25 protein-coding genes and 2 pseudogenes are annotated in these 26,312 nt (G+C 38.1%); 19 read left to right on the top strand and 8 right to left on the bottom strand.

All coding sequences use genetic code 11. The features are described 5' to 3' along the window. Window positions 1-92: 92 nt before the first annotated feature. From CWR48_RS06580 to CWR48_RS06605, 6 genes are all read left to right on the top strand, one after another. Window positions 93-683, top strand: a complete 591-nt coding sequence (locus CWR48_RS06580) for a TetR/AcrR family transcriptional regulator (protein ID WP_115772421.1) — start codon at window positions 93-95, stop codon at window positions 681-683. A gap of 202 nt (window positions 684-885) precedes the next feature. Continuing rightward, complete coding sequence (locus tag CWR48_RS06585) at window positions 886-1,548, top strand: hypothetical protein (RefSeq protein ID WP_245976752.1); 663 nt, start codon at window positions 886-888, stop codon at window positions 1,546-1,548. A 103-nt stretch (window positions 1,549-1,651) separates the two neighbouring features. Next, complete coding sequence (locus CWR48_RS06590; RefSeq protein ID WP_281270251.1) at window positions 1,652-1,732, top strand: hypothetical protein; 81 nt, start codon at window positions 1,652-1,654, stop codon at window positions 1,730-1,732. Beyond that, complete coding sequence (locus CWR48_RS06595; protein WP_115772423.1) at window positions 1,719-2,075, top strand: cupin domain-containing protein; 357 nt, start codon at window positions 1,719-1,721, stop codon at window positions 2,073-2,075. The genes CWR48_RS06590 and CWR48_RS06595 overlap by 14 nt, the downstream gene beginning before the upstream one ends. A gap of 118 nt (window positions 2,076-2,193) precedes the next feature. Then, complete coding sequence (locus tag CWR48_RS06600) at window positions 2,194-2,715, top strand: DUF5412 family protein (RefSeq protein WP_245976741.1); 522 nt, start codon at window positions 2,194-2,196, stop codon at window positions 2,713-2,715. Window positions 2,716-2,820: 105 nt separating this feature from the next. Next, a complete protein-coding gene (locus CWR48_RS06605; protein WP_115772424.1) occupies window positions 2,821-3,015 on the top strand; it encodes a DUF6366 family protein in 195 nt (64 codons plus the stop codon). Between the two features lie 275 nt (window positions 3,016-3,290). Here the strand turns inward: CWR48_RS06605 and CWR48_RS06610 are convergent, their stop codons facing one another. Continuing rightward, entirely contained in the window at window positions 3,291-4,634 is a 1,344-nt protein-coding gene (locus CWR48_RS06610; RefSeq protein ID WP_115772425.1) for a sodium-dependent transporter, read from the bottom strand. 357 nt (window positions 4,635-4,991) lie between these two features. Between CWR48_RS06610 and CWR48_RS06615 the strand changes: the two genes are divergently transcribed. From CWR48_RS06615 to CWR48_RS06625, 3 genes and pseudogenes are all read left to right on the top strand, one after another. Beyond that, window positions 4,992-6,422, top strand: a complete 1,431-nt coding sequence (locus CWR48_RS06615) for an aldehyde dehydrogenase family protein (RefSeq protein ID WP_245976753.1) — start codon at window positions 4,992-4,994, stop codon at window positions 6,420-6,422. A gap of 13 nt (window positions 6,423-6,435) precedes the next feature. Next, window positions 6,436-7,593 (top strand): annotated as a pseudogene (locus CWR48_RS06620) (saccharopine dehydrogenase family protein); the annotation flags it as partial. A 104-nt stretch (window positions 7,594-7,697) separates the two neighbouring features. Further along, complete coding sequence (locus CWR48_RS06625; RefSeq protein ID WP_115772428.1) at window positions 7,698-8,012, top strand: DUF3870 domain-containing protein; 315 nt, start codon at window positions 7,698-7,700, stop codon at window positions 8,010-8,012. Between the two features lie 138 nt (window positions 8,013-8,150). Here the strand turns inward: CWR48_RS06625 and CWR48_RS06630 are convergent, their stop codons facing one another. The 4 genes from CWR48_RS06630 to CWR48_RS06645 form a co-directional block, all read right to left on the bottom strand. Then, window positions 8,151-9,596: an NAD-dependent succinate-semialdehyde dehydrogenase gene (locus CWR48_RS06630; protein ID WP_115772429.1), complete on the bottom strand. Its 1,446-nt coding sequence runs from the start codon at window positions 9,594-9,596 to the stop codon at window positions 8,151-8,153. Window positions 9,597-9,669: 73 nt separating this feature from the next. Continuing rightward, on the bottom strand, window positions 9,670-10,860 hold the full coding sequence (locus tag CWR48_RS06635; RefSeq protein ID WP_115772430.1) for an acyl-CoA dehydrogenase family protein: 1,191 nt from the start codon (window positions 10,858-10,860) through the stop codon (window positions 9,670-9,672). After that, window positions 10,857-12,017 carry a CaiB/BaiF CoA transferase family protein gene (locus CWR48_RS06640; RefSeq protein ID WP_115772431.1) on the bottom strand — a complete coding sequence of 387 codons (1,161 nt, stop codon included), beginning with the start codon at window positions 12,015-12,017 and terminating at the stop codon, window positions 10,857-10,859. The genes CWR48_RS06635 and CWR48_RS06640 overlap by 4 nt, the downstream gene beginning before the upstream one ends. Window positions 12,018-12,497: 480 nt before the next feature. Further along, window positions 12,498-13,706 (bottom strand): COG4705 family protein, encoded by a 1,209-nt coding sequence (locus CWR48_RS06645; RefSeq protein ID WP_115772432.1) that lies wholly within the window; start codon window positions 13,704-13,706, stop codon window positions 12,498-12,500. A 414-nt stretch (window positions 13,707-14,120) separates the two neighbouring features. Here CWR48_RS06645 and CWR48_RS06650 point away from each other — a divergent pair. After that, window positions 14,121-14,979, top strand: a pseudogene (locus tag CWR48_RS06650) (alpha/beta fold hydrolase). Window positions 14,980-15,413: 434 nt separating this feature from the next. Next, the gene (locus tag CWR48_RS06655) at window positions 15,414-16,283 is read left to right on the top strand and encodes a protein-glutamine gamma-glutamyltransferase (protein WP_115772433.1); all 870 of its coding nucleotides are present in this window, start codon (window positions 15,414-15,416) and stop codon (window positions 16,281-16,283) included. Window positions 16,284-16,414: 131 nt separating this feature from the next. On the opposite strand, the gene CWR48_RS06660 is transcribed toward CWR48_RS06655, so the two are convergent. Both CWR48_RS06660 and CWR48_RS06665 read right to left on the bottom strand, forming a co-directional pair. After that, entirely contained in the window at window positions 16,415-16,738 is a 324-nt protein-coding gene (locus CWR48_RS06660; RefSeq protein WP_115772434.1) for an ArsR/SmtB family transcription factor, read from the bottom strand. Then, window positions 16,739-16,948: a hypothetical protein gene (locus tag CWR48_RS06665; RefSeq protein ID WP_245976742.1), complete on the bottom strand. Its 210-nt coding sequence runs from the start codon at window positions 16,946-16,948 to the stop codon at window positions 16,739-16,741. Window positions 16,949-17,286: 338 nt separating this feature from the next. Here CWR48_RS06665 and CWR48_RS06670 point away from each other — a divergent pair, with 338 nt between their 5' ends. Next, window positions 17,287-17,766: a GNAT family N-acetyltransferase gene (locus tag CWR48_RS06670; protein WP_115772436.1), complete on the top strand. Its 480-nt coding sequence runs from the start codon at window positions 17,287-17,289 to the stop codon at window positions 17,764-17,766. 155 nt (window positions 17,767-17,921) lie between these two features. Here the strand turns inward: CWR48_RS06670 and mreBH are convergent, their stop codons facing one another. Then, window positions 17,922-18,929: a rod-share determining protein MreBH gene (gene mreBH / locus CWR48_RS06675; protein WP_115772437.1), complete on the bottom strand. Its 1,008-nt coding sequence runs from the start codon at window positions 18,927-18,929 to the stop codon at window positions 17,922-17,924. Window positions 18,930-19,381: 452 nt separating this feature from the next. On the opposite strand from mreBH, the gene CWR48_RS06680 reads away from it, so the two are divergent. From CWR48_RS06680 to CWR48_RS06710, 7 genes are all read left to right on the top strand, one after another. Continuing rightward, window positions 19,382-20,296 (top strand): CAP domain-containing protein, encoded by a 915-nt coding sequence (locus CWR48_RS06680; RefSeq protein ID WP_115772438.1) that lies wholly within the window; start codon window positions 19,382-19,384, stop codon window positions 20,294-20,296. Window positions 20,297-21,106: 810 nt separating this feature from the next. After that, window positions 21,107-21,829 (top strand): CAP domain-containing protein, encoded by a 723-nt coding sequence (locus CWR48_RS06685; RefSeq protein ID WP_115772439.1) that lies wholly within the window; start codon window positions 21,107-21,109, stop codon window positions 21,827-21,829. 534 nt (window positions 21,830-22,363) lie between these two features. After that, on the top strand, window positions 22,364-23,359 hold the full coding sequence (locus tag CWR48_RS06690) for a glutaminase (protein WP_115772440.1): 996 nt from the start codon (window positions 22,364-22,366) through the stop codon (window positions 23,357-23,359). Window positions 23,360-23,378: 19 nt separating this feature from the next. After that, window positions 23,379-24,044, top strand: coding sequence for an SOS response-associated peptidase (locus tag CWR48_RS06695; protein WP_115772441.1), 666 nt, complete (start codon window positions 23,379-23,381; stop codon window positions 24,042-24,044). 230 nt (window positions 24,045-24,274) lie between these two features. Next, on the top strand, window positions 24,275-24,751 hold the full coding sequence (locus CWR48_RS06700) for a low molecular weight protein-tyrosine-phosphatase (protein WP_115772442.1): 477 nt from the start codon (window positions 24,275-24,277) through the stop codon (window positions 24,749-24,751). A 16-nt stretch (window positions 24,752-24,767) separates the two neighbouring features. Next, window positions 24,768-25,064, top strand: coding sequence for a YtxH domain-containing protein (locus tag CWR48_RS06705; RefSeq protein ID WP_115772443.1), 297 nt, complete (start codon window positions 24,768-24,770; stop codon window positions 25,062-25,064). A 266-nt stretch (window positions 25,065-25,330) separates the two neighbouring features. Beyond that, a complete protein-coding gene (locus CWR48_RS06710; RefSeq protein ID WP_115772444.1) occupies window positions 25,331-26,149 on the top strand; it encodes a YihY/virulence factor BrkB family protein in 819 nt (272 codons plus the stop codon). The last annotated feature ends 163 nt before the right edge of the window (window positions 26,150-26,312 follow it).

A 26,312-nucleotide genomic window follows, 5' to 3' on the forward strand; every position in this document is an offset into this window, starting at 1 on the left:
ATCAATCGATAAATGAGAAATTACGAAAACGTGCAATTAATTTAAACTTATGTAAAATGGAAGATAAGGTAAATAAAAGGGAGTACTTTTACATGAAAAAACCACTAACTAGAAAAGAAGAGCTAGCACTGACAAGAGAACGTATTCTGAAAGTGTCCGAGCAGCTATTCATGCAGAAAGGGTACCGGGCAGTGACTACTAGGGAAATTGCTGCAAAGTGCAATATTACTCAACCTGCTCTTTATTATCATTTTCCAGACAAGCAATCCCTATATATTGCGATGCTAGAAGTTTTTGTTACAAACATACGGTTGAAAATAGAAAATATTTCTAAGGAAACCATTTCCGAGCGCTTAGAGGCTATGCTGGAAGTATTATCAAATGAACATCCTACAAGTATCATGATGATGATTCATGATATTGCGGTTGAATTTAAAGAGGAAAATCGTCGCTATATCTTTTCATTATGGAAACAGACGTATTTAGAGCCATTTATCAACATTTTTGAAGAGTTGAAAGAGGAAGGAATGCTAAGAGATACCATTACTTCAGAAGAAGCTGCGCGGTTTTGCTTATTAACAATGGGGCAAACAATGTCCACGTGGAAGAGTAAACCTAAATCTTTGGCAGGGCAATATACCGTACTTGTGGATTTAATTTTGCATGGGACTAAAAAACCTTGATGAAGGTTTCCCATGCATTTTGCTCATCGGTTGATAAGCAAAATGCATCTATGTAATAAATAAACTGTTCCCTAATACACTTCCTGTTGTAAACAAGTCAAATGAAATGTTCAAAGATTAACCTAATGTTTGTCGTTCGTATGTCGATTGTATCTTCTCTTTGGAATGGATTAACTTTTGATAAGGAGAGGTTTCTTTGGATATGTTTCTCTATTTATTTTATTCTTTTGCTTATCTATCATTACTTATTTGGAGTACAAGTGTTTCTCCTCAAAACAAACTTTGGTCATTCCTTTCAATTATTTATTTGGTCCTAATTGGATTGATTTTAGATAATACGGTAATTGCAGCTGGTAGGATTATTGGAGAAGGGGACTTCTTAGAAACTCTTAATCTATTACGTTTTTGGAGTCATGCACTTATTACACCAACACTGGTTCTTTATTCATTTGGTGTTTTGAGAGCTGCTGAAATAAAAGGAATGAATAAAAAGCGTGCACTAAATATTGCAATGTTGTTTACATTGATACTAATCTTTATTGAAATTCGTACCGAAGTTATCGGATTGGAGCTGGGGCCCTTATGGGAATATGGTGTATTACGTTATGTGCCTATAGAAGCTTTGAATGGAGCCCCCTTTATGATTCTTCTGGTAACATTGACACTTATTGCCGCTGGGATTCTTTTATGGATAAAAAATGGTTGGGCTTGGATGTTTATTGGTGCATTTGTAATGACACTGGGTAGCATGATCCCTATTCCTATCAATAGTTCGGCGATAACTAATGGATTCGAGCTTATATTACTTATCCTATTAGTCGCAACGAAGAGACATCTAGAGCAGACAAACAATTTTCAGATCTAAGGTCTTTAATGATTTCAAAAACAGATTTTAGGTTAATGAGAGTGAAATACATGAAGAAAAAAGTAATTGTAATTGCGCAGGTGTAGCTGGATTAGCAAGTGCGATCCGATTACAGAATGCAGGATATAAAGTTGAAATATATGAAAAAGAAGCCATTCCAGGAGGTCATAATGGAATTTTATAAATTTAATAAAGAGAGCGGTAACAAGATATCAAAATTTAATTCGGATTTTGTTATGTCTCGTATAATTCAAACAAATAAGCCAACAAACATTGGCTGTATGCACTTAGATCAAAATGGTTTGGTGGGCTACCACCAAGCAGCAGTGCCACAACTCCTATTAATTTTGAACGGAGAGGGTTATGTTCGTAATGAAAAAGACGAATACTTTAAAGTTCAATCTGGGGATGCTGTCTTTTGGGACAAAGATGAGTGGCACGAAACTAAAACCATTGTGGGATTAACTGCTATCGTTATAGAAAGTGAGGAATTGACTCCTAAATTATTTATGCAGTTAAAGAAATAGGCGCTATTCAACAAACGGCTGCATTACTGAAAGAACACAAATGCTTCTAACCAATTCAAGTAACGTGGCAGGACTGTTAGAGCATACGGACTAACATTTTCTAAGAGGAGGTAATTTGTTGGAAAGAAAATATAATTTAGGCTCATTCTTCTTATGCTTATTATTCCTGGTGCTTACACTATATTCGTTATATGCCTCTAGGAATCAAATTTGGTCTGTGGCACCACCTGTTTCTATTTTTTGGCTATTAACTGGTATTACCTTTGTTATGGGGTGTCTTGGATTTAAAGATAATAGAAACAGGGGAGCAAGGTGGAGAAGCTGGCTCACGGTGATCATTTCATTTTCTCTGTCAGCAATTCTCTTGTTAGGGGTAGCAGTGAATATAATTACAAGAGAACACATTACTAGTACGCAATCACCCGATTCTAAAATCACGATTGACTTTTATACTGTAAATGGAGGAGCGGCTACATCCATTAGTGTATTAGGAATAGTAGATGGCCCACTTTGGTTTAAGAAGAATATTTATAATGATATCAATATGCACAAGGCAGATGTGGAATGGACAAATAACCATACAGTCACAATTAACAATCATACTTTGGATTTGAATAAGGGAGAAACTTTTTCAGATTAAAAAACGCTTATTGCACTAAATTGTGCAAGATTTAACCAACGGAACGATCTTTCCATATCAAGAAATGCATTAAAGCAATAAAACTTACCTAATGGAGGTGCTCAAATGAGCGAGGAAAGAGAGACTCCTGAAAGAAGAAGAGAAAGATTGAGACAAGAAGAATTAAAAAGGAATCCTGCTGGTAGTATTCACGGTGGAGGACTTCCTGATTTAGTTGGGGGAATGGGTTGGAAATTTACTGGAATACTTATTCTCTTATTAATAGTAGGCTTCTTAATTTATTCCTTATTCTTTCGCTAATTGATGCTTTATCAAAACAAAGAGATCGTCGTGATTGTCGATCTCTTTGTTTCATGAGGATTTATAATGATGGTGAAGAAGCGTATTTCAAAACTGTAGGATCTTAATAATTTTTTCTGTGATGTTGTTAAACGATTTGGTACGTCAGTTGAACAAATATTAAAAATCAAGACTTAGAGATAAAATTTCTCCAAGCCTTAATGTGCAATGCCTTTGTTGCTTATCATGAGCCTTATAAGAGGAACCCCATTAGGGCGATAACAGAGGCTAGCAAATTACAAAATCCCAACTGATCCTAAAAATACGAAGATAATTGTAATTGGCACGAGCCAGCGCATTAGCTGGAACCAGACTTGATACGTACCGTTGGATAAGTTATTTCCATACGAGAACTCATTCTTAACAAGGGTCTTGTCCATTTTATAGCCAATAAACAGGGCGATAAATAAACAACCACCAGGGAGCATAATATTACTTACTAGGTAATCGGATGCATCAAAGATAGTTAAACCAAAAATTTTAAAATCAGCGAGGGCATTCGATGACAATGCAGCAGGGATACCAGCGATAAAGATGAGGATACCAGCAATGCTTGCGACCTTTTTCCGTGATCTCCCTTTCTTTTCTGTGAACGCTGCTGTAATGATTTCCAGCATACTAAAGGATGATGTTAAAACAGCAAATAAAAATAGTAAGAGAAACAGACTAAGGAATACTTCTCCGAAAGGCATTTGTGCAAATGCTTCTGGAAGGACGATAAATAATAGTCCAGGACCCTCTGTTGGCTCAAGTCCGAACGCAAACACGACTGGGAAAATTGCCAGACCAGCTAGGAGTGAAACAAAGATACCCATAACAGCCACAGAACTAGCGGAAAGTGGTAAACTGACATCCTTCTTCAAATAAGAGCTATACGTTACCATAACGGAAATACCGACAGCAAGTGAGAAGAAGGATTGCCCGAGCGCATATAGGACGTTACTGGCATTCAGCTTGGAGAAATCTGGCTGAAGGAAAAAGCGAATTCCCTCAAGCGCACCCTCAAACGTTACCGCCCGAATGACTAGGATAATGAAAAAGATAAAGAGTAATGGCATTAAGATTTTACTCGACTTTTCAATTCCGTTTTGAATACCAAAGGAAACGACAATAATATTGATTAGTAAAAACAGTGCGAGACCTAGGATAGTATAAAATGGACTCCCAGTTATCGTTGCGAACAGCTCTGGATAGTTCGCAGTATCCTTAATGATCAGTCCAGGAATCGATAGTGCGCTATAAATAAGTACCCACCCACCGACAACACTATAAAACGACATAAGTAAGAACGCACCAACAACACCCCATTTACCAATAAAGGTCCAAAGTGAATTTGGTGCAAGTTTTTTATATGCGCTGACAGCTTCCTTCTGAGCACCCCTGCCAATGATGAATTCTGCAATTAATATCGGTAAACCAATAATGACAGTAAAGGCGATAAATAATAAGAAAAAAGCACCCCCGCCATTCATTCCCGTCATATATGGGAATTTCCAGATTGCACCAAGGCCAATTGCGGCTCCAGCAGATGATAAAATAAAGCCGATTTTAGATGACCATTGTTCTTGTTTCTTTTGCATGCTTTCCCTTCTTCCCAGTTGATTCTTGGTTGAAAAATATTGTTTCATTATAACACTTCTTCATGGCATTTAATAATAGTCCTAAAGGGGGTGTAGCCAATCATTAAGTCCTAGAAATTATATTCTTCGATTAACCCAATTTAACTATCTTTTAAAAATAATTGTAAAAGTGAAAATAGTCATCTATAATAATGGTGAAGTTGTATTACGGAGGAGAGATCATTTTTATTCAATTAAAGGAAAGCGGTTACAAATTCCAGTATGCCACGACAAAATATTAGGGGAGGGATTTTTTTGGCAGTACTGTTGGAGACAGAAAAATTAGCAAACTATATTGACGGGGAATGGGTAGAAGTAATGGATGTTGCCCCCGTTTTTAACCCTGCGACAGGAAAGACGATTGTTCAGGTTCCGTTATCAAATGCGAGTTATGTTGATGATGCTGTTGCAGCAGCTAAAAAGGCACAAAAGGAGTGGGCACTAGTACCGGCGCCACAGCGGGCGGAGGTGTTATATCGTGTCGGCTATCTTTTGAAAGAACGTAAGGAAAGGCTTGCACAGCTTTTGACCCAAGAGAACGGCAAGGTGATTGAAGAGGCACGTGGTGAAGTACAAGAAGGAATAGATATGGCATTTTATATGGCTGGTGAGGGAAGAAGATTATTTGGGCAAACAACACCGGCGGAACTAAAGGATAAGTTTGCGATGAGCCAGCGTGCACCGGTTGGAGTTGTTGGTATTATTACGCCATGGAATTTTCCAATTGCAATCGCCACATGGAAATCATTCCCGGCTATCGTTGCTGGAAATGCTGTCGTGTGGAAACCAGCAACGGAAACACCGATCATGGCATACGAATTGGCAAAAATCTTTGAAGCGGCTGGTCTGCCAAAGGGTGTTGTCAATGTTGTGTTCGGATCCGGTCGTACTGTAGGGAATGCCATGGTTCAGCATCCAGATATTCGGGTTATTTCTTTTACTGGATCAAATGATGTCGGGCGAAATATTGCAGCAGAATGTGGCAGGCAGTTGAAGAAGGTTTCCCTTGAAATGGGCGGAAAAAACGCGGTTATCGTAATGGACGATGCGGATTTAGATTTGGCAGTAGAGGGGATTTTATGGAGTGCCTTTGGAACAAGCGGGCAGCGCTGTACGGCATGTAGTCGCGTAATCGTTCATGAAACGGTCAAAGGTGCATTGGAGGAACGTCTTCGCAGTGCAATGGAAAAGCTAACAATTGGTGATGGATTGGATGAATCAATCAAGGTTGGACCGATAATTAATCAATCAGGACTGGATAAAATTAAAAACTATATTGAAATAGGGAAAAACGAAGGTGCAAATTTACTTGAGGGCGGATATGAGCTAACAGGTGGACAGCACGGGAAAGGATATTATTTTGCACCAACATTGTTTACGGATGTGCGTGCTGAGATGCGGATTGCACAAGAGGAAATCTTTGGTCCGGTAGTTTCCCTAATTCCTGTAAAAAGCTTTGAAGAAGCAATTGAAGTGAATAATAGCGTGGAGTATGGTCTATCAAGCTCGATCTATACGAATGATATTAATCGTGTGTTTAAAGCACAGCGTGATCTAGATACGGGAATTGTTTATGTAAATGCAGGCACAACTGGCGCAGAGATTCATTTGCCATTTGGCGGGACAAAAGGTACGGGAAATGGACATCGTGATTCTGGTATTCAGGCACTTGATGTTTTTACGGAATGGAAAGCAGTTTATGTGGATTATAGTGGGAAGCTGCAGCGTGCGCAAATAGATGTAGAGTAAAGTTACTGGAGGGGTTCAGGTGAAGGTAGGGGTACTCGGTTCTGGTCTAATGGGAAAAGAAGCAGCACGTGATTTGGCCGGAAGTGCTGGTGTTACGGAAGTTGGAATAGCGGATATCGATTTTGAACGTGCACAAAAGGTTTGTGAGCATTTGAAATCACCAAAGCTAACAGCATATCAAGTTAATGCAAAAGAGGAACAGGAGCTTAAGCAATATATTCAGAAATTCGATGTCATCATCAATGCGCTGTTCTATTCATTTAATGAAATCGTGGCAAAGACCGCAATTAAAGAAGGGGTAAATTCTGTTGATTTAGGCGGGCATATTGGTCATATGACGGACAGGGTGCTTGCCTTGGGGAAGGAAGCAGAGAAAGCAGGGGTCACGTTAATTCCTGATCTTGGTGTTGCACCAGGGATGATTAATATTCTGGCAGGGCACGGAGCAAGTAAACTGGATAAGGTAGATTCGATTAAATTATATGTTGGCGGAATTCCGCTGAAACCCCAGCCACCATTAGAATATTATCACGTTTTTTCAATGGAGGGTGTATTCGATCATTATACAGACCCTTCTTTAATTATTCGGAATGGGATGAAGCAAGAGGTTCCATCATTATCTGAAGTAGAAACCATTTATTTTGAGAGATTTGGACCACTGGAGGCCTTTCATACATCAGGGGGAACCTCAACACTATCCTTAACATATCCAAACCTGCAAACATTAGAATATAAAACAATCCGATATCCAGGGCATGCAGAGAAATTTAAACTACTCATTGATTTGAATTTGACGAAAGCAGGCTATAAAGTTGAATTAAATGGCGAACAAATTAGTCCGCGCGAGGTTTTCTTAAAAGTATTAGATCCAATTGTTGAGCTCGGCGATAAAGATGATGTCGTATTATTACGAGTCATTGTATCTGGTGAGAAGCAAGGCGACCACCGAACCTATGAATATGAAATGACAACCTATAAGGATAGGAAGACGAATGTAACAGCGATGGCAAGAGCAACTGCAAATACAATATCTATTGTTGCACAGATGATTGGCAGTGGAACGATTGTAGACAAAGGTGTCCATCCGCCAGAAAAGATTGTGCCAGGCGATGTCTATATCAATGAAATGGCAAAACGCGGTGTTATCATTAGGGAAAATGTCCTGAATTAAATGGAAATAGAATTATTTATTTGAAGCAGAAAGCAAATCTAGTGCGGATTAGAGTGTTCATAATTCGATATTATCCATTACTATATAAAAGGATCTGAATAAAGATGAATACAATATTTATCGCCGGCCATGCACGCCTCCCATCCGGAATGGCTGCCAAAAGCGTATATGAAACATTAACAATCACAGCAGAAATTGATAAAAAATACGGCGTAATTATTGCTGCTAGCTGTACTCTAGCAACGGAGCATGGAAGAGAATTTGTTGGCCAATTGCTTAAAGGCTACAGTTTGCGAGATGGGATAGAAGGACCAGTTAATCTAATAAAAGAGCATTATCTAGGGAAAGCAGGAAATGCACTGGTATCCGCATTAAAGGATCTATATAAGCAATACGAGGGGATCCCTCAAAAAGAATAAGCGCGCCGCCCGCCTTAATCGATTATATCAGCGTAATTTACAATATTTCAGTATTTCCCTCAGATTCGCCGCTGAAAAAATAAACCCGCATGAAATTTGGTTGAAAAACCATTCATGCGGGCTTATTAATGAGATTTCTTATTCAATTCCAATGGATACAAATTTCTTTTCTAAAAATTCGTCCATGCCGTGATGTCCGCCTTCTTTGCCGACGCCGGATTGCTTGATACCGCCAAACGGTCCTTCTGCAATTGCTGGATAGACATCATTGATGCCAATAATGCCATACTCTAATTGTTCCGATACACGAATAGCACGATTTGTGTTTTCAGTGAACAAGTAAGCAGCAAGCCCATAGTCTGTGTCATTTGCTTTCTTAATCACTTCATCTTCTTCATTAAATGTTTGGATTGGAAGTACAGGCCCAAATGTTTCCTCATGCATTACTAGCATATCATCCGTAGTATTTGCTAGAATCGTAGGATTGTAGAAATAACCGTCGAGATCACAATCCCAAGCGTCCCCGCCGTAAGCAATTTTAGCTCCTCTATTCACTGCGTCCTCTATATGTGATTTGACCTTTTCGGATGCCTTCTCATTAATTAATGGCCCAATTTCTACTCCATCTTCCAGTCCTGAACCGAGCTTCATTTGTTTTACCTTTTCAGTCAGTGCTGCAGTAAATTCTTCGGCAATGGATTCATGTACATATAGTCGATTCGTACAAATACATGTTTGACCAGCATTTCTAAATTTACTTCCTAATACGAGGGTTGCTGCTTTATCAATATCTGCATCTGCATATACAATACTCGGGGCATGCCCGCCAAGCTCGAGTGAGAGTTTCTTCACATGCTCTGCACTTTCACGCATTAAATATTTACCGACACCTGTTGAGCCTGTAAACGTAATTAATCGCACTGCTTTATTTGTAAGCAAGCTTTGTCCGATTGCTTGTGCGTCACCAGTCACTAAATTGACAACACCATTAGGGATTCCTGCTCTCTCCATAATTTTCATAATTTCAATTGCTGACAAAGGTGTTTCCGATGCTGGTTTTAGCACAACAGTACAGCCAGCAGCTAATGCAGGGCCAATTTTCCTTGTAATCATGGAAGATGGGAAATTCCATGGGGTAATTGCACCAACAACACCAACCGGCTGTGGAATCACGAGCAGGCGCTTCGATTTATTAGATGAGGGAATCACTTCACCGTAAGCACGGCTCGCTTCTTCCGCATACCATAATAAATAATTCGCACTGATTTTTATTTCACCGAGTGCTTCAGCTAATGGCTTTCCTTGCTCAATGGTTAAGATTTTGGCTAATCGATCAGCATCCTCGAGCATGAGCTGCGATGCTTTGTATAAAATACTGCCGCGCTCTCGACCAGTCATTGTGCTCCATTGTGGAAATGCGTTACTGGCGGCCTCTATTGCTTCATCCGCTTCAGCTGTAGCTCCCAGTGCCACTTCGGTGATTGTTTCAAGTGTTGCGGGATTATAAACTGTCTCTGTCTTTTGATCATCAACATCTTTCCATTCACCATTAATAAAGATGCTTTTCGTTAATTTATCAAACATATAGAAACCTCCCTTTTGCATTAAGCATATCTCATTACACCACGCAATATCAATTGATTCGAATGGAGAAAGTTTAATTTTCCCAAGGTGGGAGTGTTTTGTTCAAGGGCTTATCCTGCCGATATCCGAGCACATACTCTGCTTGCATTATTGTGTGTACTTCGCGTGTGCCTTCATATATGACAGGAGCTTTGGAATTCCGCAAATAACGTTCGACTGGATATTCATCTGAATAGCCATATGCACCGTGAATTTGTACGGCATCATTTGCAGCCGCATTGGCAAAGTCGCATGCCTGCCATTTTGCAAGCGAAGTTTCTCTCGTATTGCGTTTTCCTCGGTTTTTTAATTCTCCTGCACGATAAACGAGCAAGCGGCTCATTTGAAAGCCGGCCTCCATTTTGGCAATCATTTGTTGCACTAATTGATGCTTACCAATTTCCTTTCCAAAGGTTTCCCGCTCATGGGCATATTTGATGCTCGATTCTAAACAAGCCATAATTTGCCCTACAGCTCCTGCTGCAACAGTAAAACGTCCATTATCGAGCGCGGCCATTGCAATTTTAAATCCTTCACCTTCCTCGCCAAGGAGGTTTTCTTTTGGCACTTTTACATTATCAAAAAATATCTCACCAGTATTACCGGAACGAATGCCATGCTTCCCTTTAATTGCTTTTGAAGAAAAACCGTCCCAGGTGCGCTCGATGATGAAGGCAGAGATTGCTTTATGCTTTGCTGATTTCTCTCCTGTGTATGCAAAAACTAAGAAATGATCTGCAATATCACATAACGAAATCCATGTCTTTTGCCCATTTAATATATAGTGATCGTCTTGTTTAGTTGCAGTTGCTTGCAGTGCCGCAACATCTGATCCAGCGCCAGGTTCTGTCAGTCCGAACGCACCGATTTTCTCGCCTTTTGCCTGTGGGACGAGGTATTTAAGCTTCTGTTCCTCGGTTCCCCATTGAAGTAATGTCATGCTATTTAAGCCAATATGAACAGAAACAGCGGTACGGAATGCTGTGTCTCCACGCTCTAATTCTTCACAAACAATTGCAAGTGCATTATAATCCATGCCGCTCCCGCCATACTTTTCAGGAATGCAGACACCCATCAATCCAAGCGCAGCCAGCTTTGGCAATAGACTAGGATCAAAATATCCCCGTCGATCCCATTCAGCAATATATGGCAGAATTTCTTTATCTGTAAAATCTCTTACGGTTCTCCGCAGCATCATTTGTTCTTCAGTAAAATCAAAATTCATTTTTCCATCTCCTCATCTTTTAATTTGGATAAAATGGCTTCATTATGTTCTCCGGCATTTGGTGGGTGATGCCGCATCGTTACAGGGGTCCGTGAGAGCTTCAATGGACTACCAATTATTTTGATAGATCCAGCTGTTGGATGCTCGTAATCAATAAACATATCTCTCTTAATGAGCTGCGGATCCAGTGTTACCTCTTTAAGATTTTGAATCGGTCCACAGGGAATATTGTTTTCATGACACTTTTCCAGCCAGTGAACGCTTGTTTTTGTTAGCAAGACTTGCTGCAGAATGGGGATTAATTGCTTCCGATGCATTACTCTATCTGGATTTGCAGTAAATCGCTGATCCGAGCTAATCGTCGGAATTGCCAAAATAGAGCATAGTGCCTGAAACTGCCGATCATTGCCAACTGCGATCACCATTTCTCCATCACTTGTTTGGAAGGTTTGATATGGTACAATATTCGCATGCTGATTCCCCAGAGCAGTAGGGATCTTGCCTGACATTAAATAGCTGCTGCCAATATTTACAAGTGAGCTCACAGCCGTATCATATAAGGAAATATCTAGTTTTTGGCCAATATTGGAATGGTTGCGCTCCAGCAATGCAGCTTGAATACCGATACAGGCATAAAGCCCGGTTAAAATATCGGTAATTGCAACACCAAGCTTTTGCGGTCCTGAGGTTTCATCTCCCGTTATACTCATTAGTCCGCTCATTGCCTGGATGATAAAATCATATCCTGGCATATCTTTCTTTGGACCCGTTTCCCCGAATCCTGTAATGGAACAATAAACAATTCCTGGATTGATTGCCGATAGAGTGTCATAGTCAATTCCCAGTCGTTCCATTGTTCCCGTTTTAAAGTTATTCAGGACGACATCCGCTTTTTTAATCAGGTTTTTAATAATCCTGATGCCTTCCTCTGACTTTAAATCAACAGTGATGCTTTGTTTATTGCGATTTGCAGAAAGATAATAGGCGCTGACATCATGTTGGAATGGGGGTCCCCATTTACGTGTCTCATCACTGCCGCCAGGTGCTTCAACCTTTATTACTTCCGCACCGAGATCGCCGAGGATCATCGTGCAGTATGGACCTGCTAGCACTCTTGATAAATCTAGTACCGTAATATTCTCCAGTGCACCTGCCAATGTTTATTCCTCCTCTCTAGGTTCAAAAAAAAGCCAGTTCAAATAGATTACATAGTGGTAATCAACATTGAACTGGCTTTTATCTGCTTTTTTCGTCTTTGTTAAGGACTTTGTGCAGAATAGGCAGCATTATATAATTCAATCATCATTCAACGTGTGCACTTAACGTGGTATCCGTTTTACACGTTTCATTGAAACAATTATAATCGATATTGAATATTTTGTAAACGCTTTCTTGTATAAAGTACTACAGAGCGAGCAGGTAGATTTAAAATTACTTTGACAGATAGAGTATATTATAAAAAGCAGAATGGAGTGGCATGAAATATGAAAGAGATAATAAAATTTTCTGTTTTTTGTTAGCTTGATGGCTTTTGGGGGGGATCGCCCCTCCTACTCGATTTATTGAACAATAGTAAGCGTTTAGTTTCATAAGCGTTCCATTTAAAGAGGAATCGCCATTGGCGATTCCTAAGATTATTATTTATTTGCTGCGTTTATGGTACTAAGTGAATTGTTAAGTGCCGTTTTACACTTGTTTACATCAGGATTCGATGAACGCACTGCTGCTAGCAAAGAGTCAATTGTTCCATCAATTTTTGTCCATGTAGTGCTATCAATATTTCGAAGCTTAGGTTCTTGTGTATCCCACTGATGTTCCAAATTATCAGCGCCTTTTTTTGCTGAAGCAACGCCGTTTGTATTTACAGAGTTTAGCATATCATTTTCAATTTTAACAAAATCATTTAATTGACCTGCTAATGTAGCTTGTTGCACTAAAGCACCTTGTGATGCAATATTATTACTGAGCCAGTTATAACCACCTATACCAACAACTAAGAAAATTATGAGTACAACAATCGTTTGTGTTAGCACATTTTTCTTATTTGTATTACTTTGGTTTGTTTTCGCTATATCACTTTTAGTATTTGTATCAATTTTTGAAACGGCAAGGAAAATGATGATCGCTAAAATCGCGGTAAGAAAAACCACACTCGTAATGGTTGTTCCGAGTCCTAATCCGCCATTTATTTTTGATTGAGATAGGTAATCCCCAAGTGACGCTCCAAGCGGACGAGTTAAAATATACGCAATCCAGAAAGCTAATACTCCGTCAAGTTTGAAAAATTTATAAGCTAAGAACACAAGAGCAATAATAATAACAACGCCTATTCCTGTGTTAAGATAACCTAGACCAAGTTGTTCGGAATATAAATCGCCGACCGCTGTTCCAAGTGCGAAGGTGAAAAGGATCGTAAGCCAGTAGAAAACTTCTCTTTTTCTAGTAAAAATCGAGTGGATCGATAGTGTTTTTTCACTAAGATACCAAAATAGAAAAGTCAGTCCTAGTAGCACCGAGAATACAACTGTACTAACCTCAAGTGGTACGCCCATATTATCTGTCAAATTATCCGTTACCAGTGTTCCAAATACGCTTATAAGCACAACTGTTACCCAGTAAATGGATGGAACATATTTGTTTGCTTTAAATTGAAAAAACAATGCAATCAAAAACGCAACTCCCATAATAATGGTAGTAAGAGTTAAACCAAGTCCAATGTTGAAATTGATGAAATCAGCAAATGTTTCACCAACAGTTGTACACAAAACTTTGATGATCCAAAAGAAAATCGTCACTTGTGGCACTTTGTTAAGTAAAATCTTCATTTCATTTTGGTTTCCTTGCATATATATTTTCCTCTCTAAAGTGGTTTTCCACAATTTAATTTTATTGTCCTCTCTAATTAAAGGATACCCATCCAAATCCAAGTTAATCATTAAGAAAGTCTGCGCTGTTCCTTCCATAGTCGTCGCTAAAATATTGAGGATTCCAAAAAGTATGGTGACATATGATTCTATACTTAGCATTTATTGACTTGAATATTTGAACGATTCGGATTGCTCGGAAAATCCTAAGTTTCCTTTGATGTAACTCATCTCCTTTTTGGAAGTAGTCATTGTTACAAAGCAATCTCCATTCCTTATTTTCATTTGAGATGATGTTAGTCACTATTATATTACAAATGGAGAGGCTATTTATTAGAAACTGATTAAGATTAACTTAAGTGATTATTAAGTATAAGTGGCATTTTTTTATTGTAGATACGGCCCAGGAGTGTTGAAGAATGTTTTATTTCAAGACAAGAAGGAAAGAATATAGTTCACGAGGGACCTGGAACTCCGGAAATCCCATATGCTGCTGAATATCAGGACTTATTGGAATCAGGTTTTACCGTCGTACAATATGATCAGAGGGCAAGTGGTAAATCATATCATTTTTTTGAGGACTATTCTAATCTGACAACGGATTTACTTGTAGAGGATTTATTAGCGATGACAGATTACATATCAGAACGTCTGGGGCAAGAAAAAGTCATATTAAAGGGACATTCTGCTGGTACATATATTGGTATACAGGCTGCAAATCAAGCCCCTGAAAAATATGCAGCATATATTGGTATCGGGCAGATGGGCGATACAACAGAAAGCGAGCTTGACGGCTTATCATATGTAATAGAACAGGCTGAAATAGAGGGCAATCATGATGATGTGTTATATTTGCAAAGTCTAACGGGCCAAATTGAAAATGGCGATACGATAACACCGCGAGAGTATGTTATAAAATATGGTGGTTATGCAAGACTTATCGATAATCCAGGCGATATTCTAAGTGTTTTATTAGGCAGTGAATATAACTTATTAGATGCTTTTCGGTAACAATTGGATGGCTTATTCTCAGGAAGTGCTGTTAAAGGATATATTGGAAAATCCATTGCCAAATATCGTAACAAAACTTGACATTCCAGTTTATTTTGTGATGGGAAAATATGATCATATGACCTCATCAAATGTAGCAAAAACATACTTTGATAGAATTGAAGCAGATCAGAGGGAATTTATTGCATTTGAGCAATCAGCCCATTATCCGCATGTTGAAGAAAAGGAAAAATTTTCTCAATAAATGACTGATACTTTTTTACAATAATTAGCGTTTAAGTATGTTATAGCTATGTTTCTAATTTGAATATTCAGTTAATATTGTGGGAAATGTGATAAAATAAGGTAAACTGGATTTGAAATGGGGATGTTCATCTTGAATAAGGATAAATTAACACCTGAAGGAAGAAGAGAAGATTGAGATAGGAGGAATTGAAAGAATATCATTGTTTACCCTGGCTGCTGTTTACGAAGATTTGCTGATGTTTTGTGAAGCAAACTGCATTCAAGTGGAGAAAACTAAAGATTATCAGATTCTCTAAAAAAACAGGATAATGTGCATTTATGGATTTAGAATTAAACAATTTTAATATTGTATAGTGCAATTCAACAACACATTAAAAAATGTTGAATATGCTGGTAATACTACTAATGATATTTAGATTGGAGTGAAGGATTGTGATACAACTAGCAGGGATGCAGTTTAAACAAAGTGGTAACTGGCCATCTGATAGTATTGAAAGTGTAATAATTCAACGAATGCAGGAAGCTCCAATCGTTTATTCATATCAATCCATGTACGAATTATCATTTGAACTCAAGCTGAGAAAAAACATCATAGAAAGTTCAAGATCCATGAATCAAGGCGCTTCACCGTTTGCGAACTTAGCAAATTCTCGTTGTAACCCCCAATATTGGCAATTGACAGAAGCTGGCGGATTCCGATTAAGGGATGATGCAGAACCATCTGATGCTATTCGAGACATTTACAAGAATAGTGCACTATATGCGTTTGAATGTGCTACTGCAATAATAATTATCTATTACCATGCTGTTCTAGGCAGTATTGATGAACATTTATTTAATCAATTATTCCGTAACCTCTATTTATATAGCTGGCATTCTGATTCTGATCTTGGAATACACGACATTAAAACGAGTCATTTCTTACCTGGGGATGTCGTTTACTTTAATAATCCAGATTTTAATCGAGAAACTCCTTGGTGGCAAGGAGAAAATGCCGTAGTTCTCGAAGATGGCACATATTTTGGGCATGGAATAGGAATAGAGAAAGCTGAACAAATGATTCAAGCTCTAAATAAGACAAGAATGCCAGGGAGTAATCAATCAGCCTATCTGGAAATTTTTGCCACAAGGCTATCATTTAAACATTTGGCGAAATATTCGATGCTGCCACGAGGTTATTTAAAACATAAAATGCAACATATCATATTTCACCATAATGAAAGTTCAATTACGTATAATAGATACCTAAATTATTTAAATATGATTTATAATCAGATAAACGATATAAACTTATACCCATGAAAGATAATGTTACGTGATAAAAAGGTTGATTAATATTATGATGTTGATGTATAGAGTTGTTGAATTAAAGGGGAAAGTTAGCTAAATAAATATATTTAAAAAGAGAAATAAGATTGTTACCAAACACAATCTTATTTCAAATCTTCTTCTACAAATTTTTTAAGAGCTGATAGCTTATCCTCCCAATAGTTTTCTAAAAATGTAAGCCAATTTTGTATTTCAACTAATGGATCTGGATTAAGTCTATAGCGGGTTTCACGTCCAATCTTCTGGCTTATGACAAGACCAGAAATCGAGAGAAAATACAGGTGTTTATTCACAGCTGTGCGGCTTATTGGGAAGTTTTCTGCAATTTCATCTATTGATAATTCCTTTTCTGTAAGTAATTTTAATATACTGCGTCGAGTAGGATCGGAAATTGCTTGAAGAACATCATGCTTAGGTTGGTTAACCATCTAAACCTCAATATAGGCCGGGAGTTTATCTTTTACAATTTTTTCCCAGCCACCCTTCATGTGTTCACGAATAGCTGTGTGCGGTTGAACGAAATCGGTTATTTCTTCTGTATACCACCCAGAACGGATGAGGGTAAACTCTGTTCTGTTATCTTCTAATTTTTTTAATTCAAAGGTAAGGTGCCAATCCTTATCCCATTCAAATTCCACATGGTTAGGTGGGTCTAGTTCTGTTATTTTACAAGGGAGTCACCAAATTCACCAGCATGAAGGACAAATTAGTAGTGATATTGATTTTGAAATGACTGAAGGGGATAAAGTAAGTGAATTTAGAAATTTAACTGTTAAATTAAATAAAGATATGCCAATTGAATTTCTAAAAGAATAGTCCTTATAGGTCGACTTTAAGTTATTATACTAGTTAGTGCTGGTTCATTAATAGAATAACAGGATTTTCATTTCATATATGGGTTTGTTAGTTATTATAACAAGAAGAATTAATTGTAAAACCATTTTATTGAACACCGGAACAGGGAGGTACAAAATAAATGAGGATTAGAAAGTTTCAAAGCTCGGATATCAACCAAATTGTTTCTTTATTTCAAGAAACGGTACACGCAGTAAACGCAGCAGATTATTCAATAGAACAACTTAATGCATGGGCACCCATTGATGAAATAGAAATCAAATTGAAAAACTGGAGCGAATCTTTAAGCAATAACATTTCATATGTTGCTGAAATGAATGATAAAATCGTCGGATTCAGTGACATGGATTATAATGGGCATTTGGACAGGCTTTACATTCATAAGGATTTTCAGAAGCAAGGAATAGCTGCAGCATTAGTACATATGCTTGAATCCAGAGCGAAGGAAATGGGGCTTTCTGAAATGGATACAGAAGCAAGTATTACCGCAAAACATTTTTTTGAACGTCATGGATATCGGGTAATCAGGTCTCAGATTGTGGAACGCAGAAACATTTCTTTGATTAATTACAGGATGATTAAACAATTGGTATCCGAATAAACTCTTTAGAAAAAGGGTTCATAATTAATCAAATCATTGAATTGTCGTGTGTCATATTTGGGTATTGAAATAGTACGGTTTAAGATCACCATATATTTCGAATATAAAAAGCCCCACACATCAACGAGATGTATGGGGCACAAGATAAATTTTAATTATTTTGCTGCTTTTTGCAGTTTATTTAACATCTTTAAAGCTCGTCCAGTACCAATTGCTACAGACTCCAAAGGGTTCGGTGCCATATGAACGGGAACATTGATCTCATTTGCGAGCCATTCTTGCATGCCGTTCAGCAAGCTTCCGCCGCCAGTTAGCACAATTCCGTGGTCGACAATGTCGCCACTAAGCTCTGGTGGGCAATCTTCCAATGTAGCACGAACCGTTTCTAAAATTTGCTCAAGGGATTCTTTAATCGCTGCATATACTTCAGTTGATGATACGATAATCGTCTTCGGCAAACCTGTAACCATATCACGACCACGGACTTCCATCGTCACTTCTTTATGATTGGGATGTGCATAACCAATTTCCATTTTAATATTTTCTGCTGTTCGTTCGCCGATGAGGACATTATATTGCTTACGGATATTTTGGATAATCTCTTCATCAATCTTATCGCCACCGATGCGGACAGCATTACAAGAGACAACACCGCCAAATGAAATAATTCCAACCTCAGTTGTTCCACCGCCAATGTCTATCACGACATTAGCAATTGGCTCATCAACAGGTAGATCCGCACCAATTGCAGCTGCAACTGGTTCTTCTATTAAATGGACATGTTTTGCGCCATAGCTTGTAACAGCATTATGAATCGCACGTCGTTCTACAGTTGTGCTTCCAGAAGGAGTACAAACAACGACAGTCGGTTTGCGCATCGAGATGCCAATCTTCTTGCTTACCTTCTTTAATAATGCCTTTAACATTTGGGAAGTAACATCATAATCTGCGATAACGCCGTCTCTTAATGGGCGAATCGGAATAATGTTTTGTGGTGTTTTCCCGATCATTTCCTTCGCTTCTATACCAACAGCAACAACTTGTTTTGTATTAATATCAATAGCCACAACAGATGGCTCGTTTAGAACAATTCCTTTTGTCTTAGAATAGACGAGAACGTTTGCAGTACCTAAATCTATTCCGATTTCTGCATTTGAAAACATATTTGGTTCCTCCAATGTTGACAGTTTCTTCTATATAACTACTATTTTAGATAAGCGTTTCTGGGGACGCGGCTCGCTGAAGTAAAATTCACAACAACGACAGTACCCCTCATTATATAAAAGAGGTTACTATTAAACTAACGCAACAAGCAGGCACAAATCAAGTTTCATTTACGTTACACTTTTTTATGATTTGTAACAAAAAGGCTTATTTTAAAAGGTGTCAACAGCCTTTTTTATGAAGATTCTACCAAAAGACCGAGGATTTACCATTTTGATGTAGATTTGTCGAATGCAAAATCCATTATTAACAAGGGTTTGGGGGAAATGGTCAGTAAGCTATAATTCTATTTATCTATTATGGGAAATCCTGCCATAATTATTACAAAAAAAGCGTGCTATGATTATTTTGCAAGGACGAAGCAAACAAAACAAAAGGAGAGTGTAAGAGGATGCTTAAAAAAATAGGTGTCGTTACAGCATTATCAACAGCTTTAATTTTCGGAGGTGCTTTTACAACAACTGCAAATGCGCAAGCAAATGCTGATCAACCGAATGTTCAATATAAAGTCTATTATTCTGTGAACGGAGAAAAAGGTAGTATCACAGATGCAAATATAAAAGAATTGTTATCACAGGATAAACTAAATAATATAGTTGGTAAAGTAATGGATCGTTATAATATTACGTTGCCACAAGTTAATGTAGGGAAGCAAGCAGAACAAAAAGTAGAACTACCAGTACAAAAAGAACAAGAAGCACCAGCAAAACAACCAGTACAAGTAGAACAACCAAAAGCTCCAGCAAAACAACCAGTACAAGTAGAACAACCAAAAGCTCCAGCAAAACAACCAGTTAAAGTAGAAGAACCTAAAGCACCAGCAAAACAACCAGTACAAGCAGAGCAACCAAAAGCTCCAACACAACAACAGCCGGCTCAAGAAAAACCAGCTGAGCAAAAGGCTCAAAATAATAATCAAAATGCTGCATTAAGTCAATATGAACAAGAAGTAGTAGAATTAACGAACCAAGAAAGAGCAAAATATGGCTTATCTGCACTTCAAATTGATACAGAATTGAGCAAAGTAGCTCGTGAAAAATCAAACGACATGGCATCAAAAGGATATTTTGACCATAATAGCCCAACATACGGCTCACCATTTGATATGATGAAGAGCTTCGGTATCTCTTACCGTACAGCAGGTGAGAACATTGCAATGGGTCAACGTACACCTGCAGAAGTAGTTGACGGTTGGATGAACAGTGAAGGTCACCGTGCTAACATTTTAAATGGCGAATTCACACACATTGGTGTAGGATACGTTGAAAATGGTAATTACTGGACACAACAATTTATTGGTAAATAAGTAAGAGATTAAGAGACTAGCCTCGGCTAGTCTCTTTTTGGTAGGTAAGAAAGTATAACGACTTTCTTACTACATAAGTGCAACTAAGGCTGTCACCCAAAGGCTTGGTGACAGCCTTAGTTTTCTAATGCGACGGGCAGTTGCACAAGGCATCATAAATTCGACGCCTATTCTGTTTCTTAACAAGACAGAGACGACACTATAACCAGTGAACATGAAGAATTAGATGAGCGAATTATTGTAATTTACAGAGGTCCATGGAAATTATTATCTGTTTGACCATTATGATGAGATACTTGACGATATTGGAAAAAAATTAGATTTAGATTGTAGAAAAAATATATGTTTTAGGAGAAATTAAAAAAATTCTAGGAGAAGATAATAAAGGATGAAACACAAGAACTTTATGTCAAATAGAAACAGCCAAGAATCCTGTATTCACATGGGTTCAAGGCTGTTTTTTCATCAATTTAACTGCGAAAAGTCAGGTTATTAAACTAACTTAGAGAGTGGTACAAATCAAGTGACATTTACATTACACTTTTTTACCCTTTGAAATAATAAGGCTGATTTTAAAAGGTGTCAATCGCAATTTAAATGAAGTTTTTGCCAAAAAAACGGGAATTTACCATTTTGATGTAAATTTGTTAACTGCGAAATCTATTATTATCAAGGGTTTAAATAAATGGTGCAAAAGTCCTAATTCTATTTATCTGGTATGGGAAATCCTACCACAAATATTACAAAAAACCTGTGCTATGATAGTTTTGCAAGACAGAAGCAAACAAAACAAAAGGAGAGTGTCAGTATATGCTTAAAAAGATAGGTGTCGTTACAGCATTATCAACAGCTTTAATTTTTGGAGGTGCTTTTACATCAACTGCAGATGCGCAAGCAAATGCTGATCAATCGAATGTTCAATATAAAGTCTATTATTCTGTGAACGGGGAAAAAGGTAGTATCACAGATGCAAATATAAAAGAATTTTTATCTCAAGATAAAATTAATGAAGTGAAGCAACCAGTACAAAAAGTAGATCAACCAAAAGCACCAGCGAAACAACAGGAACAAAAACAACCAAAAGCGCCAGCACAACAACCAACACAAGAACAGCCAGCTGAGCAAAAAACTCAAGACAATAATCAAAACGCTGCATTAAGCCAATTTGAACAAGAAGTTGTAGAATTAACGAACCAAGAAAGAGCAAAACAAGGTTTATCTGCACTTAAAATTGATACAGAGTTAAGCAAAGTAGCACGTGAGAAATCAAATGACATGGCTACAAACGGATATTTCGACCATAACAGCCCAACATATGGTTCACCATTTGATATGATGAAGAGCTTCGGTATTACTTACCGTACAGCAGGTGAAAACATTGCATTGGGTCAACGCACACCAGCAGAAGTAGTAGAAGGTTGGATGAACAGTGAAGGTCACCGTGCTAACATCTTAAACGGCGAATACACACACATTGGTGTAGGATACGTTGAAAATGGTAACTACTGGACACAGCAATTTATTGGTAAATAATTAACAGACTATGAGACTAGCATATGCTAGTCTCTTTTTTTATACACAATTTTTTGTATTGATTGTTTTATGAAAAAACGGTGCCAAATTGAGGAGAAAATAATGAAAGATACTTGATATATAGTGCGATTTAAGGTGAATTTTGAAATTATAGTTGTTATTCACCGATTTCATTACTTAACTTTACTGAACATTAAAAGTCAGTAAGCAAGAAAATACTCTTCGAAGGATTCAGCAATACTCAGCGGAAGAAATACACGGAGACTTCTGCGGGAAGAAGATCCTAGGTGAGACAACGAAGTGCGACAGCGCTTGTAGGCTCACCAGTTCCCCGCGGAAAGCGAAGTGTATTTCTGGAGCGACTGGTCCGAGAGTCTTTATGAATAACTTCCAACCAGTGAACAATTGCTAAACCTTTTTTCCAACCCTCCCTTTTTGTATTACAACCCTATAAAAGGTAAAATCAATGTATAGGCATTCTCTAACATAATTACATTTATCGACACACATACTATTCCAAAAAAGGAGGGGCTTATGGTACAAGGAATTGTAAACTGGAATACACAGACGACACAAAAATGGCTTCAGAATTATGTCGATGACTGGGTGAACTTTTATCAAAAGAATACGGGCGAAGGGGAGGTAGCTTCTTATATCCCGATTTTGCAAGAAGCGAATCAGCAACATCTGGGAATCTCGATTCTTGGGATAGATGGAATGGAAATTAGATCTGGAAATGTTGAGATTCCATTTACCATCCAGAGTATATCTAAAGTATTTATATTCATTGTTGCGTGTATACAAAGGGGAGTTTCTTATGTACTATCCAAGGTTGATGTCGAACCAACAGGGGGGGCATTCAACTCGATTATGCATCTGGAAACAAGGCAGGTGAAGAAGCCGTTTAACCCATTAGTAAACGCAGGTGCAATTACCGTAACTTCTATGTTGAATGGCAGCACATCTGAACAGAAGCTCGAAGGATTTTATCAATTGCTAGAGAAGATATTGGGCTATCGTCCGCCATTGAATATCGATGTATATGAGTCGGAAAATGAAACATCGGTACGTAATAGAGCAATTGGCTATTACTTATTGGAGATGGGCTACTTAGAATCAGAGCTTGATCTCACGTTAGAAACTTACTTTAAGCAATGTTCGATTGAAATAACGATTGATGATTTGGCTAAATTAGGAATGATTCTTGCAAATGATGGCGTTGATCCAAGAACACAAGAAGAGATAATTCCGAGGCAGGTTGCAAGACTTGCAAAGGCGCTGATGCTAACATGTGGTATGTATGATGCTTCTGGAAAATTTGCTGCATATGTTGGCATACCAGCAAAAAGTGGTGTATCTGGGGGCATAGTCGCCGTTGTCCCACCACGAGCAAGGAACAATCCATTGCCATTTCTTGATGGATGTGGGATTGGCGTATATGGCCCAGCTCTTGATAAGCAGGGGAATAGTATCGCCGGTATTCGCCTGTTGCGGCATATTGCGAATCAATGGGATTTGAGTATTTTTTAGAGTGAAGGGAGTGGGGAAAATGTGTGGTCGCTATACACTGCTAGCAGATGAACTCGAAGTCTTAAAGGAATTTGATTTAGAAAACCGGATCGAATCCTATCAAACAAGCTTTAATATTGCACCAGGTCAGCAAGTATTAGCAATTATTCATAATGGCAGGGAAAAGCGTGCAGGATATTTACGCTGGGGACTCGTACCATCCTGGTCTAAGGATGAAAAAATTGGTTATAAAATGATCAATGCAAGAAGCGAAACAGCAGATGAGAAACCAAGCTTTAAATCCTTAATGGCGCAGAAACGATGTTTAATTGTAGCTGATAGCTTCTATGAATGGAAAAAAACAGAACGTAACAAGCAACCAAAGCGTATCGAGTTAAAAAATCGTAAATTATTTGCTTTTGCTGGGCTTTGGGATAAATGGGTGCAGGATGGTAAAACATTATTTACTTGCACCATCTTGACGAAGGATTCGAATCCATTCATGCGGGATATTCATCCCCGCATGCCGATTATTTTACCAAAAGACAGGGAAGATGAGTGGATTACGCCACAAAAGTTACAACCTGGGAGGGCGAAGCAGTTTTTACAAACAATCGAAATGGAAAAGTTAAAGGCATATAATGTTGGAGACTATGTAAATGCAGCAAAGCATAATGATCCACAGTGTATTCAGCCAATCGCATAATGAAAGGGGATGACCTACTCTTAAATATGTCGTCCCCTTTTATTATGCTGACTTCGCTTTCGCTGCTTTTTTCCTTAGGGTTTACATTTAGAGGTAAAATAAGCCATAATAATGGTACAGTGAAAAAACGACAAATTAGTATTTTTTCGACCAAATGATTGGTTACAATTTTTGCTTAGAAGGTCATTAATTGCGTATAATGTAGTTAAAGATAGAAAGGTGTTATAATAATGATACATGTACTATTCGTTTGTTTAGGGAATATTTGTAGGTCACCAATGGCAGAAGCGGTTTTCCGTGATCTGATAATAAAGGATAATTTAGCGGATAAAATTGCAGTAGATTCTGGTGGAACTGGTGATTGGCATACCGGTAAGGGACCACATAAAGGAACGAGTCAGGTGCTGAAACGAGAAGGGATTTCTTATGATGGAATCACTGCTCGCCAGGTAAATGAAAAGGATTGGGATGATTTTGATTATATTATTGCCATGGACGAGCAAAATGTAGAAGACCTTCATCAGATCCGCGAGTCTCAGGATGATCAGGTTGTTATCGCAAGGCTTATGGACTTTGTTGATCAAGCAAGGGAAGAAAATGTTCCAGATCCATATTATACTGGAAATTTCGATTATACGTATCAGTTAGTATCTGAGGGATGTACCCAGCTGCTTAACTATATAAAGGAAAAACATTCACTTACATAAAAGGAGAGATATTGAAATGGGCAGACAAAAATTAATATTAGGTGTAGTTATTGGTGCGGTTGTTGGAGGCTTGGCAACTTTAGCAGATAAAGAAACTAGAATTTATGCAAAGACAAAACTTGATGAGGCAAAATCAGGAGCAACATATGTGTTACAAAATCCAGCAGAAGCAATTGAAAATGTACGAAATACGGTTGACCAATTAAACCATAGCATCACAAATGGAGCTGAAAGTACAATTAACGCACTAGAGCAAGTGGAAGGTACTTTAGATAAATTCGTGAATAAAAAAGAAGTTAAAGTCGTAAATTAATAACAAAGGCGTAAGTGCCCGTTTAGCTACGTATGGACTGCGCCTCACGGACGTGAGGTGGTTCGACGTTGGCGAATGCCCGATTTTAGTCGGCCTTCCTTAATCCTAGCGAGTCGATGTTGACTTATCGTACGGAGGTGAGGGAAGTCTCGCTAGGAGCACGGGCGCTGAAGCTGGACGTGAACAATATTGTAACAAAAAATAAGCCGGCATCTCAAGCATGCCGGCTTTCATTATCGGCGAAATCCATAGTGGGGGCGGTGTGAGTGAAAAATATTATTGCGGTTTGGAAGCAGTTGTTCCGGCGCATGGATCAAGTGGATATATTTGGTATAGCTGCACAATTAGCATATTTTTTCCTGCTGTCCCTTTTCCCTTTTCTTTTGTTTCTGTTGAATCTCGTTGCATATTTGCCAATTAATGAGCAAATGATCATCGATATTATCGGCTATTATGCTCCAGACGATATTGTAAACTTTATTAATTTGAATGTTTCTCGGATAATTAATCAGCAAAATGGAGGGCTACTTTCAATTGGAATCATCGGTACGTTGTGGGCGGCATCAAATGCAGTGCATGGGATTGTAAAGGCATTCAATAAAGCCTATGAGATTAATGAAAGTCGTTCTTATATCGTTTCGAGGCTAATCGCGATTGTCTTAACGATTGCAATGGTCATTGTAATTATTGTCTCCCTATTACTCCCTGTATTTGGAAGAGTAATCGGCGAGCATGTCTTCGCATTTTTTAATTTAGAGTCGAGTTTTCTTGCTATTTGGGATACGCTTCGCTGGGTGATTTCAAGTTTTATTTTCTTTATTGTGCTGCTTGCACTGTATAAACTTGCGCCAAGTATGCGAATTTACTTAAAGGATGCCGTTTGGGGAGCACTTGTTAGCACAATTTTATGGCAGGCGATTTCTTATGGGTTCTCTTTTTATGTTAACTTTCTCGCCGATTACTCGGTAAATTATGGCAGCTTAGGAACTGTTATTGTCTTGATGATTTGGTTCTATTTACTTGGTTTTATCATTATTATTGGTGGTTTAGTAAATGTTTTAATAAGGGGTTATTGGTCATCATAAAGTTTTGAAAATACAATGGCTACCTAATAGCAGTCATTGTATTTTATTGAAACTCATTTTTGAGTGTTAATTATTAGATAAAGTGCAGATTACTTTAATTCAGAATTTCTTTGCCGAGGTCCGCAGCCCCCATACACCTTCGCTTTCCGCGGGCGGCTGATGA

The organism is Oceanobacillus arenosus, from assembly GCF_003369575.1.
GTDB classification, from domain to species: Bacteria; Bacillota; Bacilli; order Bacillales; family Amphibacillaceae; genus Oceanobacillus; species Oceanobacillus arenosus.

Bases quoted from the DNA above. Each gene is read 5' to 3' on its own strand.
- CWR48_RS06605 (WP_115772424.1), top strand. From the start codon at position 2,821: ATGAGCGAGGAAAGAGAGACTCCTGAAAGAAGAAGAGAAAGATTGAGA.
- CWR48_RS06635 (WP_115772430.1), bottom strand. From the start codon at position 10,860: ATGAATTTTGATTTTACTGAAGAACAAATGATGCTGCGGAGAACCGTA.
- CWR48_RS06660 (WP_115772434.1), bottom strand. From the start codon at position 16,738: ATGGTTAACCAACCTAAGCATGATGTTCTTCAAGCAATTTCCGATCCT.
- CWR48_RS06680 (WP_115772438.1), top strand. From the start codon at position 19,382: ATGCTTAAAAAAATAGGTGTCGTTACAGCATTATCAACAGCTTTAATT.
- CWR48_RS06700 (WP_115772442.1), top strand. From the start codon at position 24,275: ATGATACATGTACTATTCGTTTGTTTAGGGAATATTTGTAGGTCACCA.
- CWR48_RS06690 (WP_115772440.1), top strand. From the start codon at position 22,364: ATGGTACAAGGAATTGTAAACTGGAATACACAGACGACACAAAAATGG.
- CWR48_RS06610 (WP_115772425.1), bottom strand. From the start codon at position 4,634: ATGCAAAAGAAACAAGAACAATGGTCATCTAAAATCGGCTTTATTTTA.
- CWR48_RS06645 (WP_115772432.1), bottom strand. From the start codon at position 13,706: ATGCAAGGAAACCAAAATGAAATGAAGATTTTACTTAACAAAGTGCCA.
- CWR48_RS06630 (WP_115772429.1), bottom strand. From the start codon at position 9,596: ATGTTTGATAAATTAACGAAAAGCATCTTTATTAATGGTGAATGGAAA.
- CWR48_RS06615 (WP_245976753.1), top strand. From the start codon at position 4,992: ATGGATGTTGCCCCCGTTTTTAACCCTGCGACAGGAAAGACGATTGTT.
- CWR48_RS06580 (WP_115772421.1), top strand. From the start codon at position 93: ATGAAAAAACCACTAACTAGAAAAGAAGAGCTAGCACTGACAAGAGAA.
- mreBH (WP_115772437.1), bottom strand. From the start codon at position 18,929: ATGTTTTCAAATGCAGAAATCGGAATAGATTTAGGTACTGCAAACGTT.
- CWR48_RS06670 (WP_115772436.1), top strand. From the start codon at position 17,287: ATGAGGATTAGAAAGTTTCAAAGCTCGGATATCAACCAAATTGTTTCT.
- CWR48_RS06685 (WP_115772439.1), top strand. From the start codon at position 21,107: ATGCTTAAAAAGATAGGTGTCGTTACAGCATTATCAACAGCTTTAATT.
- CWR48_RS06585 (WP_245976752.1), top strand. From the start codon at position 886: ATGTTTCTCTATTTATTTTATTCTTTTGCTTATCTATCATTACTTATT.
- CWR48_RS06705 (WP_115772443.1), top strand. From the start codon at position 24,768: ATGGGCAGACAAAAATTAATATTAGGTGTAGTTATTGGTGCGGTTGTT.
- CWR48_RS06595 (WP_115772423.1), top strand. From the start codon at position 1,719: ATGGAATTTTATAAATTTAATAAAGAGAGCGGTAACAAGATATCAAAA.
- CWR48_RS06625 (WP_115772428.1), top strand. From the start codon at position 7,698: ATGAATACAATATTTATCGCCGGCCATGCACGCCTCCCATCCGGAATG.
- CWR48_RS06695 (WP_115772441.1), top strand. From the start codon at position 23,379: ATGTGTGGTCGCTATACACTGCTAGCAGATGAACTCGAAGTCTTAAAG.